The organism is Allobosea sp. Tri-44 (genome assembly GCF_004123845.1).
Lineage (GTDB): Bacteria > Pseudomonadota > Alphaproteobacteria > Rhizobiales > Beijerinckiaceae > Allobosea.
Window position 1 is genome coordinate 1 of record NZ_NBDP01000005.1, and the last position, 15,287, is coordinate 15,287.

At 63.6% G+C, this 15,287-nt stretch carries 12 protein-coding genes; 6 read left to right on the top strand and 6 right to left on the bottom strand.

All coding sequences use genetic code 11. The features are described from left to right. Window positions 1-565: 565 nt before the first annotated feature. Window positions 566-1,249, top strand: coding sequence for a Crp/Fnr family transcriptional regulator (locus B6S44_RS04600; RefSeq protein ID WP_129155606.1), 684 nt, complete (start codon window positions 566-568; stop codon window positions 1,247-1,249). 35 nt (window positions 1,250-1,284) lie between these two features. Here the strand turns inward: B6S44_RS04600 and B6S44_RS04605 are convergent, their stop codons facing one another. The 6 genes from B6S44_RS04605 to B6S44_RS04630 form a co-directional block, all read right to left on the bottom strand. Beyond that, the gene (locus B6S44_RS04605; protein WP_129155607.1) at window positions 1,285-3,021 is read right to left on the bottom strand and encodes a cache domain-containing protein; all 1,737 of its coding nucleotides are present in this window, start codon (window positions 3,019-3,021) and stop codon (window positions 1,285-1,287) included. 34 nt (window positions 3,022-3,055) lie between these two features. Continuing rightward, the gene (locus tag B6S44_RS04610; protein ID WP_129155608.1) at window positions 3,056-4,000 is read right to left on the bottom strand and encodes an ABC transporter substrate-binding protein; all 945 of its coding nucleotides are present in this window, start codon (window positions 3,998-4,000) and stop codon (window positions 3,056-3,058) included. A 313-nt stretch (window positions 4,001-4,313) separates the two neighbouring features. After that, complete coding sequence (locus B6S44_RS04615; protein WP_129155609.1) at window positions 4,314-5,156, bottom strand: class I SAM-dependent methyltransferase; 843 nt, start codon at window positions 5,154-5,156, stop codon at window positions 4,314-4,316. A gap of 90 nt (window positions 5,157-5,246) precedes the next feature. After that, entirely contained in the window at window positions 5,247-5,612 is a 366-nt protein-coding gene (locus B6S44_RS04620; RefSeq protein ID WP_129155610.1) for a DUF1127 domain-containing protein, read from the bottom strand. Window positions 5,613-6,396: 784 nt separating this feature from the next. After that, entirely contained in the window at window positions 6,397-8,304 is a 1,908-nt protein-coding gene (locus B6S44_RS04625; protein WP_248309446.1) for an IucA/IucC family protein, read from the bottom strand. Beyond that, window positions 8,301-9,617 carry an NAD/NADP octopine/nopaline dehydrogenase family protein gene (locus tag B6S44_RS04630; protein ID WP_248309447.1) on the bottom strand — a complete coding sequence of 439 codons (1,317 nt, stop codon included), beginning with the start codon at window positions 9,615-9,617 and terminating at the stop codon, window positions 8,301-8,303. Before B6S44_RS04630 ends, B6S44_RS04625 begins: the two co-directional genes overlap by 4 nt. Before the next feature lie 392 nt (window positions 9,618-10,009). On the opposite strand from B6S44_RS04630, the gene B6S44_RS04635 reads away from it, so the two are divergent. The 5 genes from B6S44_RS04635 to B6S44_RS04655 all read left to right on the top strand — a co-directional run bounded on the left by B6S44_RS04635 (window position 10,010) and on the right by B6S44_RS04655 (window position 15,142). Then, a complete protein-coding gene (locus B6S44_RS04635) occupies window positions 10,010-10,855 on the top strand; it encodes an HpcH/HpaI aldolase/citrate lyase family protein (RefSeq protein WP_129155611.1) in 846 nt (281 codons plus the stop codon). Window positions 10,856-10,885: 30 nt separating this feature from the next. Then, window positions 10,886-11,356: a ParB N-terminal domain-containing protein gene (locus tag B6S44_RS04640; protein WP_129155612.1), complete on the top strand. Its 471-nt coding sequence runs from the start codon at window positions 10,886-10,888 to the stop codon at window positions 11,354-11,356. A 93-nt stretch (window positions 11,357-11,449) separates the two neighbouring features. Beyond that, on the top strand, window positions 11,450-12,862 hold the full coding sequence (locus B6S44_RS04645; protein ID WP_129155613.1) for a Y4yA family PLP-dependent enzyme: 1,413 nt from the start codon (window positions 11,450-11,452) through the stop codon (window positions 12,860-12,862). A 4-nt stretch (window positions 12,863-12,866) separates the two neighbouring features. After that, complete coding sequence (locus tag B6S44_RS04650) at window positions 12,867-13,880, top strand: PLP-dependent cysteine synthase family protein (RefSeq protein WP_129155614.1); 1,014 nt, start codon at window positions 12,867-12,869, stop codon at window positions 13,878-13,880. A gap of 41 nt (window positions 13,881-13,921) precedes the next feature. After that, the gene (locus B6S44_RS04655) at window positions 13,922-15,142 is read left to right on the top strand and encodes an MFS transporter (protein ID WP_129155615.1); all 1,221 of its coding nucleotides are present in this window, start codon (window positions 13,922-13,924) and stop codon (window positions 15,140-15,142) included. The last annotated feature ends 145 nt before the right edge of the window (window positions 15,143-15,287 follow it).

The window sequence follows — 15,287 nt, forward strand, 5'->3', positions numbered from 1 at the left end:
CTCAGGAAACTCGCCAAGCTCCTGCCGAAGGGACCGCAGCTCAGGCCGGCATGAGAGGCCGAGGTTCGATCGGCCAAATCCGAAACGCTCTCGCGTCGCTCTCCAGGCCGACTTTTTCAACGACATCGGCCAATAGCGGACTTCGGTGATGTCCGCTTACCGGCAGGCCAGTTGAGGACCCGCCTCAATGGCTCGCGCTGGCCCCTTGCGGACTCTGGTGATGTCTGCTCCTGGGTGTCCTGATGCTTTAGTCTTCCGACGCATACCGAGAATTCGTCAGGCCGGCAGCCGAGCCTGTTGCGGGTGAAGCTTCCGGGCCGCTCAAATGATGCGAGCCAGAGACCGGTATTGCTCGACGCGTGTGGGGACGGTCTCGCGCAGCGGTTCGAGAGTTGATAGCCGCAAGAACGTGTTGTGACAGACCAAGCCATTCGGCATTGTCTTGCTCCGCTCGATATCGGCCGCATATGGTCGCAAACGGATACGGTGGCCTATCGCCTTGGCTTCTGCGCCGTTCCAGCCTGTTGAAGCTGCGGCGGCCCGGTCGAAATTCTGGGGGCCTTCGATGAGCGATGTCTCTCATCGCATCGTGAGTATTCTGACGGCGAACCCGTTTTTTGCGGGCTTCGAGCAGAGTGCGCTCGAGAAGATCGCGGCTATCTGCAGGCAACGACATCTGGCCGCGCGGGAGATTCTGTTCCTCAAGGGCGATCCGGGTGACGGGCTTTATGCCATTCGACGTGGCTTGATCCGCATCGGGACAGTGGATGATCTCGGCCAGCAGATGACGATGAACGTCCTGGGCGGCGGCGACGTCTTCGGCGAAATCACCTTGCTCGACGGCCAGGCCCGCACGGCTGATGCAGTGGCGATGGAAGACACCGACATGTTCTTCCTGCCGCGGCACGACTTCTTGAACTTGCTGAATCGTGAGCCGCCGATCGCCTTGCAGCTGATCGACCTCCTCTGCGCCCGGCTGCGCGATGTCATCGGCCGGCTGGAAGAAACGACATTTCTTCCTTCCGCAATCCGGCTCGCGCGACGCATCCTGGTGCTCGCCGCCGACTACGGCACGGATGTCCATGCGTCCCAGGAAGAACTGGCATCTCTCACCGGCGTGACGCGCGAAACGGTCAACCGCCACCTCCAGTCCTGGAAGCGTAGCGGCGTCATTTCGTTGGGGCGAGGACGACTGCTGATCCAGGATATCGACGATCTGCGGCGTCTGGCAAAGGTCGACGCCGCCTAGTGGCGCCAGTAAACACCGCAGCTCGACTTGCGCGCTTACCCGGTTGCCGCTTCGTCCGCAGCGAAAACCCGAATTGGTCGGTCGAAGCCCTGCAGGACGCGCGCATCCAATTCAACGAGAGGCGCCCGCCCGCCGGCTGCCTCCGCAGCGGCCATATCGACGAGGATTTCGGCATTGCCTGCGCTTGCGCACAGGCGCGAGGCAAGATTCACAACGGTTCCAATCGCGGTGTATTCGAGTCGACCTTCGGAGCCGATACGCCCCACGGTCGCAGGCCCCATCGCGAGCCCGACCCCGAAGCCGAGACGGTGATCCAACGTCTGTCGATCGCGCAAGAGGGACTGGACGGTCTTCTGCATGTCCCGCGCCATATTGACGGCGCACAAAGCCGGATCTGGACGGGACACCGGGGCATTGATCAGGACCATCATTCCGTCACCTGAGAAATGCGTCAGCGTGGCGCCGTGGTCGATCACCACCCGGTCCAGCGCGTCGTAGTATTCGCTGAGGAAACTCATGACGATTTCGGGCTCGGCGCGCGCCGAAAAGGCGGTAAACCCCCGCAGATCGCCGAACACGACCACCACCTCGATACGCCGACCGTCGAGCACGCTGTCGTCGCCGGAGCGGTCGACCAGTTCGGCCACCTGCGGCGCGAGAAATCGCTTGAGCCGGCCGATCCGTTCCGAGCGTTCCTGCGATACCGCCAGATCGCCGGCCATCTCGTTGAAGCGTGTCGCCAGCCGCTCGAATTCGTCGCCCGTGGCGATGTCGATCCGGTGATCGAATTGCCCGGCGCCGATCCGCGCCACGCCCTCTTCCAGAACGCGGATCGGCTCGATCATGCGTTGTGTGAGCCAGTAGGCCAGCGCCGCCGCGAGGCCGGCACCGACGATGAGGAAGGCGCCCGTCCGCCACAGGGCCGCATAAATCGGCGCGAAAGCCTCGGCAACCGGCTGCTTGACGACGACGCTCCAGTCGACGCCGGGTATCGGCGCCATTGCGGCCAGAACCATATGGCCACCGATGTCGCGTCCTGAGGTCGCCTGGCCGCTTTGCGCCGCAATCCTCGCCCTGAGTGCCTGGAGTGGCCGTATCGCGGTCTGGTCGGCTCGCAGGACCAGACTGATATCGGGATGAGCGATGAGGCGCCCCGGTTGGTCGAGAACGAAAGCGCTCCCGGTCCGGCCGACCCGGATCGCCGAGATGACGTCCCAGATCAGTTTGAGATTGACCTCGGCGACCGCCACGCCGACCGCCGAGCGGGTGCCGGCGACAGCAATGGTCAAGAAGGGTTCGGAGCCGGCATGGAAGGTAACCGGGCCATACCAGGCGCCGCCCGGACTGACGTTTCTGAGCGCTGGGCTGGCCGAGTGGTCCGTGCCGCCCTCAATCTTGTTGAGTCCCATGCGCGATATGAACAGGCGCTCTCGTCCGGTGGCGTCGACAAGGGTCAGGCTGACCACGGCAGGCACCTGGCGCAAAAGGCGAAAGGCGTCGAGCCTGCGCCTTTCATCCGCGCCGTCAGACCATGGCAGCTGAACGGTCCACACTAACTGATCGCGGATCCCGTCCAGGAAGTCCTGAATTTTCGCAGCGGCGGACCGGGCTTCCGCTTCGAGAAGGTCGTTCAGCCTGGCCTTCTGGTCGTGATGGCCGAACCAGGCTTCGCTGCCACCGGCGACAAGAAGGGGCACGACGACCGCCGCGAACAGCGCGATGAAATACTTCGCGAAGAGCGAGCTCCGTGGAGCGGATGGCGGTTGAGTCACCGTGACAGCTCATGCGCCGGCTTTCCGGCCAAGTTTATTCGATCACCACGTCTGCACTGCTCAAAATCGAAGGCGGCACGGTCAGTCCGAGCTGCCCGGCCGCCTTCAGATTGACGAACAGCTCGACCTTCGTCACGCGCTGGACCGGCAGATCGGAGGGCTTCTCACCCTTGATGATCCGGCCGGCATAGATCCCGGTATGGCGGTGCGACTGCCGGAAATCACCGCCATAGCTCATCAGGCCGCCGGCGTTCGGGAAATCTCGCGCCTGGGTGATGGCGGGTACTTTATGACGTACGGCAAGCTCGGCGAGGCGCCGACTTCGGTAGGCGAAATAGGGATCGGACGTGAAAATCAGCCCGGGTGGCTGCATCAGGGATACGGCCGCGAACAGGGTCTCCAGTTCCGGCTCGCTGCTGGCATTGAGGAGACGCAGCTCCAGTCCGAGACTGCTCGCGGCGGCCTGCAGGTTTCTCGATTGCGAAGCCGAGGTCGGGCTCCTAGGGTTGACGGCGACGGCAAAAGTCCTGGCGGCCGGAAACAGCTCGCTCATGAACTCCAGCCGTTTGAGCGAGACTTCCACGCTGAGGCTGCTCACACCGGTGAGATTGCCACCTGGCCGGGACAGGCTGGCGACCAGGCCGAGCGCAACAGGATCGCCACCCATCTCGAAGACGATCGGGATCGTCTTGGTGGCGGATCGTGCGGCGAGCGCGACCTCCGCACCACCGGGCGCGACCATGACGGTGACCTGACGATCGGCCAGATCCATCGCGAGCGCCGGCAATCGACTGTACTGGCCTTCGGCCCAGCGGAAATCGATCGCGACGTTGCGGCCGTCGACGTAGCCTGCTTCGGCCAGGCCCTCGGCAAAGGCAGCGAGGCGACTGCCGTATGGCTCGGGCGATTCCGAGCCGAGATAACCGATGACCGGCGTGGTCTTCTGCTGCGCACGGGCGGAGATCGTCGATGCCGCCATCGCGCCGAGCAGCGCGATGGTCTCGCGCCGCGTCGCTGGAACAGTCTGGCGCAAGAAGCAGGGCATGAACCGCACGGCCGTTCCCCTTCCGACCGAGATCCGTGCAGGTCGGAAAGCGCCGAACCTGCACAGATGCGCTTATATCATGCCGGATAAGCCGTGTCGTTGAACCAGTCCGCGGGGGGCCGATCTGAGGAGCCACGAAGGTCGTGGATCCTCAGTTCGAGCGGCCTGGCTTCGTCGATGCGAAAGACGCGCTAGCGTGTGGTTGGAGCAGCCGCCCGGGCACAGACGCGGACCGAGGCGGCCGAACTCAATTCAGCCCTCGTGTGACGACGACCTCGAGATAGCTGCTCGGCACCACCATGGTCGCATCGCCCGATCGGTTGAACTGGTCGACCAGCGCCGTCAGATCCTGTGTGAGTGCCTCCCGGGCTGGCGGATCCAGTGTCGCAAACGCCTTGAGCACCGGTCCGTAATAGCTGGTGAAGACCTGGAGCCAGTGCTCCGGCGAGCGATAGCGGAAGACGAAGTCGCGCCGCGTCGTCTGGACCGAGGCGCCAGCCGAACCGAACAGCTCGGCCAAGCGTTCCTCGGTGCCCCAGAGGGCGGGCGATCGCAGCCCGGGAGCAGGCGCGACATGCTTCCCGATCGTTTTGAAGAGCTGACCGATGAAGCCGTCCGGCGTCCAGTTGGCGAGGCCGATCTTGCCGCCATGCCTGCAGACGCGCAGAAGCTCTGCGGCCGCGCGCTCCTGGTCGGGCGTGAACATCACCCCGAAGGTGGACATGACCGCGTCGAAATGGCCATCCGCGAAAGGCAACGCTTCGGCATCGGCTTCGCGGAAGGCGATATCGAGGCGCTCGGCCGCGGCACGCTCGCGGCCACGCTCGAGCAAGGCTGCGACATAGTCCGTGCTGGTGACGTCGCACCAGCGGCGAGCCGCTGCGAGACTGGCATTGCCGTTTCCGGCGGCGACATCGAGCACGGCCTGGCCGCTGCGCAGATCAAGCGCCTCGCATAGACGCTCGCCGACGATCTGCAGGGTCGTTCCGACGATGGCGTAGTCGCCGGACGACCAGGCGCCATGCTGGCGGAGCTTGATCGCCTCGTGGTCGATCTTCTGCGGGGCAGCGGCTTGAAGCATGGTGGACATTGGATGTTTCTCCCTGTGAGGTTCGCTCGGTAGGCTCGGATGAACGGGGGGCATGGCGCTTCGGGGGGCCTCGCGCCGGGCAGTGAGTGGTCATGGCCGCGGATCGACGTGCCGAACGCTGAACTCGATCTCCGAACGGCTGATGCCGATATCCTTCAGCATCCTGTCGTCGAGGCCCGACAATGCGCTTGCCGCGTGGCGCATCTGCGCCCCGAGGGCGATCCTGCGCAGCCGTCCCGACAGCGCCTCGATCAGCCTGGTCGTCAGAGGGCGCCGGGCAGGTTTGCGATGAGGCGGGACGAAGGGGCCGTGGACCTCATAGAGAAATTGCTCGCCGAAGATCTGGCCAACGGCCATGCGTCCGACCAGCCGGTCGAGCATCGACTTGGTGCGAGGCCGCAGCATGTCGGCCAGGCTGTCGATGTCGGAAAGAAAATCGCCTTTCAACGCATGCATTGTGCCGCTCCATTGCTCTGTCCGCCGCCTCCTCGGGCGGTGTTGCGGCGTTGTGGCGGCTCAAGGGGCATCTCGTCTGTGAGGTGCCGCACATAGGCGATTCAGCGTGATGGCGCGGCCGATTATGGAACTGTGGTCGGCAGGCCTGCCGACGACGACGGGTCAGGCGTTGAATGATCCGGGCGGTTGCGGGGATGCCGCCACTACGGGCTTATCTCTTAGCTTCGGCGGACGATCGTCAGGGCCAGAGCGTCTCGCGTCCATCAAGGCTCGCTGCGCCTCGCCCAAGGCCCACGCATTTCGTTCTGTGATCCGTGCCACATACCTTGGGCCAGACTGCGTCTCTCTAGCGCTTCAACAGAACATGGGAGCGCAACGTGGGCCGCATCGTCGAAGAGAGACTTGAGCAATTCCATCGCAGAGCGATCGAGCAAACGCACCGCGCGGGGTTGTGTGCTTATCTTTTAACTGAGGATGGCAGCGTGGTGCGTTATTGGCCCAATCGAAGAAATGAATTGATCATGCCTAAGCCGACTTCTGGAATGTTCAGTCTGACCTACGTCGTCAGGATTTCAGGGGCGCCCGGAAGCGTAGACCAGTCGCCGACTTTATAGGGACGGTGTCGAGGCAGGCATGCCGGGACGCTGTAATTGTTTTCGGCTGCATCGCCACATCGCTTGTGCGGCCCTACTTGATATAGTTAGCCCGGAGGCAGCGTCAAAGACTCCGCTGAAGCCGCGTCATATCTGGTGCGCCGCTGACCAAGTTCAAACGTTGCCGACGCCTAACTTGGTATCTTGGCGAGCGGGTTCTTGAGCCCGTGCTGAACCCGGTAGTCGGAATATTTCTGCATGTGCATCCTGAGTAAGGATCGCGTTGGCCAGGGTTCTTCGAGGAAGGCTTCGCGTTCCTGCTCCCAGCGACCGGGCTCGACGCGTTCTTTGACCACGTCGAACGCCGCTTCAGTCTCCTCGCGCAGGACCTCCCACAGGCGCGGGCCCTGGAAGCCGTACTCATCCGATAGGACGAGCGCGACCTCATGGAGATGGCTGACGAACGCGGCGTCGAGCACGAACATGCGTACCGGTTCGACATCGCCGCTGAAGACGGTCGGCAGGATGCCCTGATAGACATAGGGTTTCAGCGCGTATCCGCGTTCGTTCAGCCAGGGCGCGAAGGTGCGGCCGTCGCCAAAATCGCGGATGAGCAGGCCAGCGGGCTTATTGCCGGCCTCGAAGACGACGGTGGTGTTCTGTTGATGCGCCTCGAGCGCGATCCCGTAGAGCAGGTAGATCGCGACCACCGGCCGGGTCACAACCCGGACATAGTCCCGGAAGAAGGCCTCGACCGCCGCCTGCGAAGCGCGCGATCCGTCACCCTCGATCAAGGACGTGATGAACGGCCGGCCGGTCCCGGGCAAGCCGGTGAACAAGGTCGCGACCGTAACCGGCAAGCTGCCGTCGGGAAGGGAGAAGGCCGCTTGCGTCGACCGATAGACGACGGAGAGATGCCGCCCTGGCGCATCGTCCTGACGGGTGGCATGCTTGTAGTACAAGCCGACCTCTTCGGGGAAGATATCGAGCATGTTGTCGAAGCCGCTCTCGGCCTCGAGGATCGCGCTGATCACCGCGCTGATCCGCGGCCCCATTTGGATCGACTTGGCCTGAAGGCTGCGCTGCTCGCTGGTCATCCAGACCGCGACCGGCAGCTTGATGAACGGCGCATCGGCAGGCTCGCCTGGCATCATGGTCCGGAATGACATGCTTGGCCGCGTCAGGAGGTCCGGGCCATCGAGGATCAACACCCCCTCCTCGATTTCGGCCGCGTAGGTCCCGCGGACGAAGGCCTCGAGGTGCCAGCCATGAATGGGCAGAGGCAGCCAATCCGCCTCGACAACCCCCCTTGCCTCCAGCCCGGTCTGCCAGTCCTGCCAGAGTTCCGGAAAATGAGCAGCGAACCAGTCCCGGTAGCTGGCCACCTGGAGCACGTGTTCAACATAGGCCATGTCGGCGCGCAGCGCGGCGATGCGGACCTGGACCTGCGCATCGAATTCGGGCGAGAGCCGTGAGACTTCCTCGGAAGGGAGGCCAGGCCTTGCTTTCCAGGTCGGGTAATAGGGATGCCCCTCCAGCGCGCCCCATTGGTCCAGGAATATGGCCGCGCCGCGAGGGCTGTGCCGACTGCGGAGATAGTCGGGCAGATTCGAGACGCCCGCGGCACGCATCCCGTGCTCGATCCGACCATTCCAGGCCGCACGTTGGCGCCGGGCCTGAACATCGTTGTGAATGCTGTTCTCCATGTCGGCCTTGAGGCCGGCGATGCCCTCGTCGCTCGGCGCGAAATCGAAGGAGTCGCGCAGAAGGTCGATCAACTCGGCATGGTCATCGATGACCTTCTGGCTGGAATCGCCCGAGATCAGCATGACCGGACCATGGTTGATCACGGTCCAGGCCGGGGCGAACCAGATCTCGGGAAAATACAGGATCGCGTTCTGGCGCCAGAGCGGCAGCCAGGCCGAGCGTCCGCCGGGCGAGCGGACGAGCATCCGCCGGTCAACGATGCCTTCGGCGAACAGGCAACGGATCAGGCGCCTCAGGGCGTTCCGGCGCGAATAGACGAGGCTCCCCTGGTCAGCGGATGTCGGCCGAGCATCGTTCTGCGGCAGAGCGGGCGGCGGCAGGTGGTGGTTCACTGCGGTTCTCCTGGCCAATCAGGGGGAAAATACGCGAGCGACGAGCCTCTCAGCCCGCCCATATAGGACACGTTCCAGGCGAAGATTTCTTCGAGGTGGGGCGCCCTGACGTTCAGGCGCCGCGCCATCTCGACCAGAAGCGCCAGGCCATAGGCGACATCCTCGTGGAACGCCCGGCTTTCGCGATCGATGGCATAGCCCTCGCCGCCGGCGATGGGCACGAGCGGAGCGGGAATGTCGTCATAGGCCCGATTGGTCCGCAGGATCGAGAGCATCGTGCCGGCATCGGCGATCTGGTCGCCATAGGCTTCGACGATCTCCTGCCTGAGAGGCTTGACCGAGCCCAGATCCAGCCCGAAGCGGCTCTCGACAGCGCGGCATAGCGCCAGACACTCCTCGTCCATTCGCTCGAGAAAATAGGCACCGAGCTGCGGGCAGTCGCGCCACCAGCACAGCGGATCCGGAATCGACCGGCCATGCCATTGAGCGTACGGCCCGATCAGCCCGTAAATCACGGAGCTGTGCATGATTGGATTGCCCGGCGTCAGGGTGATTTCCATGTAGTCGTCGAGCAGCGCGACCGGCACATCGAACAGCGCTTGCAGATACGAGAGCAGCTCGCCCCTTCGCTCGTGGCTCTCGCGCCGGTGGGTGCCGACCGACAGCTCCTGTTTGGCTCCCCCCATGCGGATGGATTTTCCGGGATCGAGGGCGAAGGCCGTATGCGGCACGTCCTTCAGACCCCAGATCACGGCATTGGGGCGGCCGCGCAGCGCTTCGGCCGCGAGCCAGTCGAAGCCGCAAAAGCCTGGGATCGCCCCGACATGGACCGGCTTGTCACGCGGGAGATGCTCTGCGATCGCCTCCAGCACGGCAGGTCGGACGTGAGCCGGCGCAGTGACCACTACCACATCGGCTTGGGCGACGGCCGCTGCTGCATCCATCGTCACCAAATCCGGCCGAGCGCTGAAGGCTTCGCCATTCGGCAACTGAACCGTGATTTCGCCGCCGCGCAGCCGGGCGACCACCTCTTCGTTGCGTGTCAGCAACGACACATGGACGCCGGGACGTCGGGCAAACAGGGCAGCGTTGAGATGCCCGGTCCGGCCAGCGCCACAGATTGCGACATGAAGCTGCGTCATTGCGCGTGCCTGCGCAGCCGCGGCGCCCGCCAAGGCGATGAACTTGATCGATCGAGCCGAGCTTCTTCCATCTCGCAACCACAACCATTGGTAGTTAAGGGGGATACGCCCAAGCCCTGCCATAGCTTCAGCGGATGCGAAGCGGCGGAGCTCTCCGCGGATGAAAATCACCCGCTTCGACGCCTGTCAAGTCAGTATTTATGGGAATCGGTTTCTAATATATTTCAAATTTTATAATACTGAATCGTTTTCATAGATACTCGATGAGCTTACGTGACGTTATTTGCTTTAGATAATTTCTAAAAACAACATTTATCTGGCAAACACTTCATTGGTGCATTGACACATCGCAGCTTCAATTACATATAGCGTCGCATTGGAGCTCCGAGGCGAAAGAAATCGCAGCTCCCAATCATTCCATAGAATCAGCTATCAGCCTGGAGAGGATGGTGTCGCCCACACCCATCATGGCAACCTGACCGACATCGCGATGCAATCACCGGTCGCATTCCGGTGATCGCGGAAAGCCCTGGAGTGGGCGCGCACCAGCTTGGAAGATCCAGATGCAGCCACCGGTCTCTTATCTGTTCGTTCCTGGGAATCGGCCGGAGCGTTTTGACAAAGCGGTCTCCGCTTGTCCCGGCGCCGTGATCCTCGACCTGGAGGATTCAGTCCACCCGGACAGTAAGGCTAGCGCACGCACGGCTATCAGCGCCTGGCACGAGGGGACGCCCTCCTCCGCCTGCCTGCGCTATATCCGCCTCAACGGAAACACCGTCGCCGGCCTGAAGCAGGATCTCGACTGGCTCACCGGTCTCGGCGCCTCCGAGCGCTGCGCCGGGATCATGCTGCCGAAAGTGGAATCCGCCGAGGTGCTCGTGCACGTGGCGGAGCGGCTCGCGAGCTGGAACAGCGCGGCGCATGTGGTCGCGATCATCGAGACCGCCAAAGGCCTGCATGGCGTCGACCGAATTGCCCCCGCGCCGCGTGTTGCCCGCCTCGCCTTCGGTTCGCTCGACTTCTCGCTCGACACCCAATGCCAGCATACCAACGAGGCCTTCTTGCTGGCCCGCAGCCGTATCGTGCTCGCGTCCCGCGTCGCTGGACTGCCGGCGCCGATCGATGGCGTCACACCTGCGTTCAAGGAGGCGGAAACGCTGCTGGCAGACGCCGCCCATGCCCGCTCGCTGGGGTTTGCCGCCAAACTCTGCATCCACCCCGCGCAGGTGGCGCCGGTAGAACGTGCCTTCCAGCCCAGCCGCGAGACTCTCGATTGGGCTCAGCGCGTCATCGATGCGGCCGCATCCGGCAACCATGCCATTCAGGTCGACGGCGCGATGGTCGACCTGCCGCTGATCGAAGTGGCCAGGAAAGTCCTGCAGCAGGACGCCCTTCCCGTTCCCCACTGACACGACTACCCGCCTATCGAGGTGCCTGCGATGGAACTCCATTTCTGCGAGCCGGGCCGGCTTCGGCCCACCGAAGATCACGACCGCCACGCCGTCGAAGCGCTCTACGGCAAGATCCAATCCGAGGATTGCTGGCGAGTCCCGCTCCTGGTTCACAAGGGCAGCCTGGCGATCCTCGACGGCCACCACCGGCGCGAGGTCGCCCTGCGGCTTGGCCTCGACTATGTGCCCTGCCTGCTGGTCTCATACGAGGACGGGATGGTCGAGCTCTCGTCCTGGCGGGAGGATGTCGTACCAACCTATGACAGCGTCATCGCCGCCGCCCTCTCGGGCAGGCTGTTTCAGATCAAAACGACCCGTCATCGGCTGAAAGCGGCTCAAGCGGAGCTCGCAATCCCACTCAGACTACTGGGGAGGGACGCTTTCGCCTGCCCTGACGAAACCGTCCCGCCAAGGTATCCGGTGACGGCGAACGGCCACCAGCTCAACCCGCTGTCGTAGCCGTGCGTGCCCCCCAGAAACGCGGGCTCCGCCAAGGCCGAAACGAGTGCGTCCGGCACGGCTTCACCACCAATCTCAACGAGGCATCGGGATATGACTGCCCTAGTTCTCGACGATATCCGCCAGTCCCTGCGCCCGCGATCGTGGCAGCCGGACACACTTCCTCCTATTCTGGACCCGCGCATCAACGCGCTCATCCAGGACGCCCCCAACACGTTGTTTTCGCTTGTCGAGCAATACGGCTCACCGCTCAATATCGTCTGGCCCGATATTCTTCAGGACAACGCTCGCAGGCTGGCTGGTGTCCTGCAAAGCAGCGGCGTCCCATTCCGCATCTTCTATGGCGCCAAGGTCAATAAATCCCCGGGCCTGGTGGAGGCCGCGGCCCGCGCCGGGATCGGTATCGACATATCGAGCCCGTACGAGCTTCGGGACGCGCTGCATGCCGGCACCCCGCCTGAGCTCGTCTGCGCTTCGGGACCAGCCAAGACCCGGGACTTCCAGCGGGAGCTGATCCGCCGGAAGGTGCTCATCTCGGTCGATTCCATCGAAGAACTGCAGGAACTCGACGGCTTGCTTGCCGAGTGCAGCGACGGCCCGGCCCGCATATTGCTGCGCTACCGGCCTGCGAGCGCAACGGCAAGTCGTTTCGGGATCGGAGCCGTCTCCTTCTCCAAGTGCCTGCGTCTCGTCGCCGCCCAGCCCGGCCGTTTCGCCTTCGAGGGCTTTCATGTTCATTTGAGCGGCTATCAGTATGACGGGCGCGTCAAGGCCGTCGCAGAACTGATCGATTTCGTCCGCGAGGCGCGCGCCCTGGGGCTCGATCCGCAACTGATCGATATCGGCGGCGGGCTGCCGATCCAGTACGTCGCCGCGCAAGTTTATGACGACTACCTCGCTGCACAGAGCGACTGGCACTACCGAAACGGTACGATCCCGAAGTCCTTCTACCCCTATGGAAGTCGGGTCGATGCGGCGCAGTGGCTCGAGCTCTTGCTGGCAGCGCCATGCCGGGAGGGGCTTGCGCTAGCCGAGCTGCTCAAGGCCGAAGCGCTCACGCTTGCGATCGAACCCGGGCGCAGCCTTGCCGATCAGGCGGCAGTCTCGGTCTTCAGGGTCAACCTGGTCAAGGCGCTGCCGGGCGGAACCCACGTCGTTTTCGTCGAGGGCAGCAGCTTCAGCGCCTGCGAGACCTGGTTCGCTTCCGAATTCCTGGTCGATCCAATCCATATCGCCCGGGATGGTGGCGCCGAGGCCGAGGTCTTGCCGATGCGAGCCTTCATCGCTGGCCATAGCTGCCTCGACGATGACGTCGTCACCAACCGGCTGCTCACCTTCCATAGACGGCCGAAGCGGGGCGACCTGCTGCTCTTCGCCAATACAGGCGGCTATCAGATGGATCTGCTCGAGAACGAGTTCCATCGCCACCCGCTGCCACGCCGGATTCGCGCCGATCGCGATGCCGCCGGCGCCGTCGTCTTCACCCCCGATGATGCCATGGAGTAATCAGATGATCGCGACCAAGGTCACCGATTTGATCGGCAATACACCCATGCTCGCACTGCCCGTACCGGCGCGGCAGGCAAGTCTGCTCCTCAAGGTCGAGAAGACCAATCCAGGCGGCAGCATGAAGGACCGCATGGCCCGCAGCATGATCGTGTCCGCGCTCGAAACCGGCCGACTGAAGCCCGGCGGCGCGGTGGTGGAATCCTCCTCGGGCAACACCGGCACGGGCCTTGCGATCACCGCTATCGAGTTCGGGCTGCGCTTCATCGCGGTCGTCGATCATCACGCCTCGCCCGACAAGGTCGGCATGATGCGCGCGCTCGGCGCCGAGATTCGCTATGTCGAAGGCGACTTTCGCGAGGACGAGGTCGCGGTCGTCGAGCGCCAGCGTCTGGCCGCGCAGATCGCCTCCGAGCTGCCGAACGCCATGTTCATGAACCAGTCCGACAATCCGGCCAATCCCGGCGGCTATTCCGAGCTGGTGCAAGAGGCGCTCACACAGGCGAACGGCACGATCAACGCCTTCGTCGGCTGCGTCGGCACCGGCGGCTCGATCACCGGCATCGGCAGAGGGCTCAAGCAGCACGACCCGCGCACCACGGTCATCGGCGTTGAGCCTGCCGGCTCGATTGTCTTCGGCCAGCCCGGCCATCCCTATTTTCAATCAGGCACCGGTACGCCCGCAGGCGATACGGTCGGCCTGGTGCTCGATTATGGCTGCATCGACGAAGGCGTGCAGGTCACCGATACCCAGGCTTTCGAGACGGCCCGCTTCATCGCCAGGACAGTCGGCCTGCTCGTCGGCGGCTCGACCGGCGGAGCGATCTGGAAGGCGCTCGAATTGATCCATTCGGGGAAAATCGGAGGCAATGTGCTCGTCATCGTCGCCGATGGCGGCGAGAAATATCTGCACAATATCTACCAGGACGCCTGGATGGCGAAGCGCAACCTGCTCGATCCGGGTATCGCCGAGACACTCGAGACATGGCTGGGCCAGCGACGCAAGCTCGCCGCCTGACCAGCTGCGCCCCGACCTGAACACGAGCATCGCCTGACACCATGACCGACCTTTCGACCCGTCTCACGGTCAGGCGCTTGCTCGTCCTGCAGTTCGTCTCGATGGGCGCGATGGAGATGAGCGGCCCGTTCTGGCCGCTCTATCTCAAGGGTCTCGCCCCGTCCGAGCAGGCGTTCCAGATCGCCAGCATCGGCGCCTATGTCGGGCCGATGCTCGGCATCATGCTGACCAGCACGTTCTGGGGCCGGATCGGCGACCGCCACGGCAACAAGCCGATGATGATCCGCGCCCTGCTCGGACTCTGCGCGACACAGCTGCTCATCGCCGTATCGAACGACGTCTGGGTGATCGTTGCGCTGCGTTTCCTACAGGGCGCCTGCGCCGGCTATCTCGCACCGGCGCAGGCCTATGGCGTGCAGATCGAGAGCCCCGAGCGCCGGGCACAGCTCTTCGCGCATCTTCAGATCGCGACCAATCTCGGCTCGCTCTTTGGCGCGATACTGGGCGGCCTCATCCTCGATCGAGCTCCCTTCCCGCTGATCAACGTAACTGCAGGCCTGCTCTGCGCTGCCTGCGCAGCGGCGGCCTGGCTTGGACTGCCGATCCCTCCAGCCAAGCCGCCTCAAGCCATCGGGCCGTCCAAAGCCGACAAGCATCCTTCCGGAGCGGCGGTGCCGGTTGCCGGCTTGCTCGTATTGCTCGGCCTCCTGCTCATGGCGCGGATGCTCACGCAGGTACCCTTCTCGCTCTATATCCGCGAGATTTACGGCGCCGCCCCCTGGGTGACCGGGCTGTGCTACGGCCTGGTCGCCTTAGGCTTCGTGATCTCGGCTTCACACTGGACCAGGGCGCTGTCCGGCAAGCCCCTCGATGCGATCCTGCGCTGGCTGCTGCTGGTTATCGCCGGCTGCGCGCTCGCCACCATCGCGATCGGCCTGACGCGTACGCTGTCAGTGATGGTCGGTCTCTTCCTCGCCTGGGGCATCCTGCTCGGCGCCACGACCCCCGTCGTGATGTCCGTCATCTCGGCGGCAACGAGTATGAATCGGCAGGGCTATGTGCTGGGGTTGAGCCAGTCCACGCAGCAGTTCTCCTCGGTGAGCGGCATCTTCCTCGGTGCCCTGCTGAGCGACATGGCAGGATTGAGTTCGATCTTCTTTTTCGTCTGCGCCTTTTATCTGCTGTCGCTCGTAGTCGCCGCCGCGCTTTGGCGGAGGGAGCTGAAATGCCGCCCCGGCCTGTCAGCGCTCGACACGCTGTAGCTTGTCTCGCGACACGCCGACAGCCGACGGCCGGGACAGCGATCAATACGGTTCGAGATTTAGTTTTGAATTCATGTAATTAAAGCAGTGACACAAAGCTGTCTTTGAATTTTCATAGTCAACAATTCGCCATGATCTGTTGACT

Coding starts and splice junctions, on each gene's coding strand:
- B6S44_RS04600 (WP_129155606.1), top strand. CDS start 566: ATGAGCGATGTCTCTCATCGCATCGTGAGTATTCTGACGGCGAACCCG.
- B6S44_RS04645 (WP_129155613.1), top strand. CDS start 11,450: ATGACTGCCCTAGTTCTCGACGATATCCGCCAGTCCCTGCGCCCGCGA.
- B6S44_RS04650 (WP_129155614.1), top strand. CDS start 12,867: ATGATCGCGACCAAGGTCACCGATTTGATCGGCAATACACCCATGCTC.
- B6S44_RS04635 (WP_129155611.1), top strand. CDS start 10,010: ATGCAGCCACCGGTCTCTTATCTGTTCGTTCCTGGGAATCGGCCGGAG.
- B6S44_RS04655 (WP_129155615.1), top strand. CDS start 13,922: ATGACCGACCTTTCGACCCGTCTCACGGTCAGGCGCTTGCTCGTCCTG.
- B6S44_RS04620 (WP_129155610.1), bottom strand. CDS start 5,612: ATGCATGCGTTGAAAGGCGATTTTCTTTCCGACATCGACAGCCTGGCC.
- B6S44_RS04615 (WP_129155609.1), bottom strand. CDS start 5,156: ATGTCCACCATGCTTCAAGCCGCTGCCCCGCAGAAGATCGACCACGAG.
- B6S44_RS04640 (WP_129155612.1), top strand. CDS start 10,886: ATGGAACTCCATTTCTGCGAGCCGGGCCGGCTTCGGCCCACCGAAGAT.
- B6S44_RS04610 (WP_129155608.1), bottom strand. CDS start 4,000: ATGGCGGCATCGACGATCTCCGCCCGTGCGCAGCAGAAGACCACGCCG.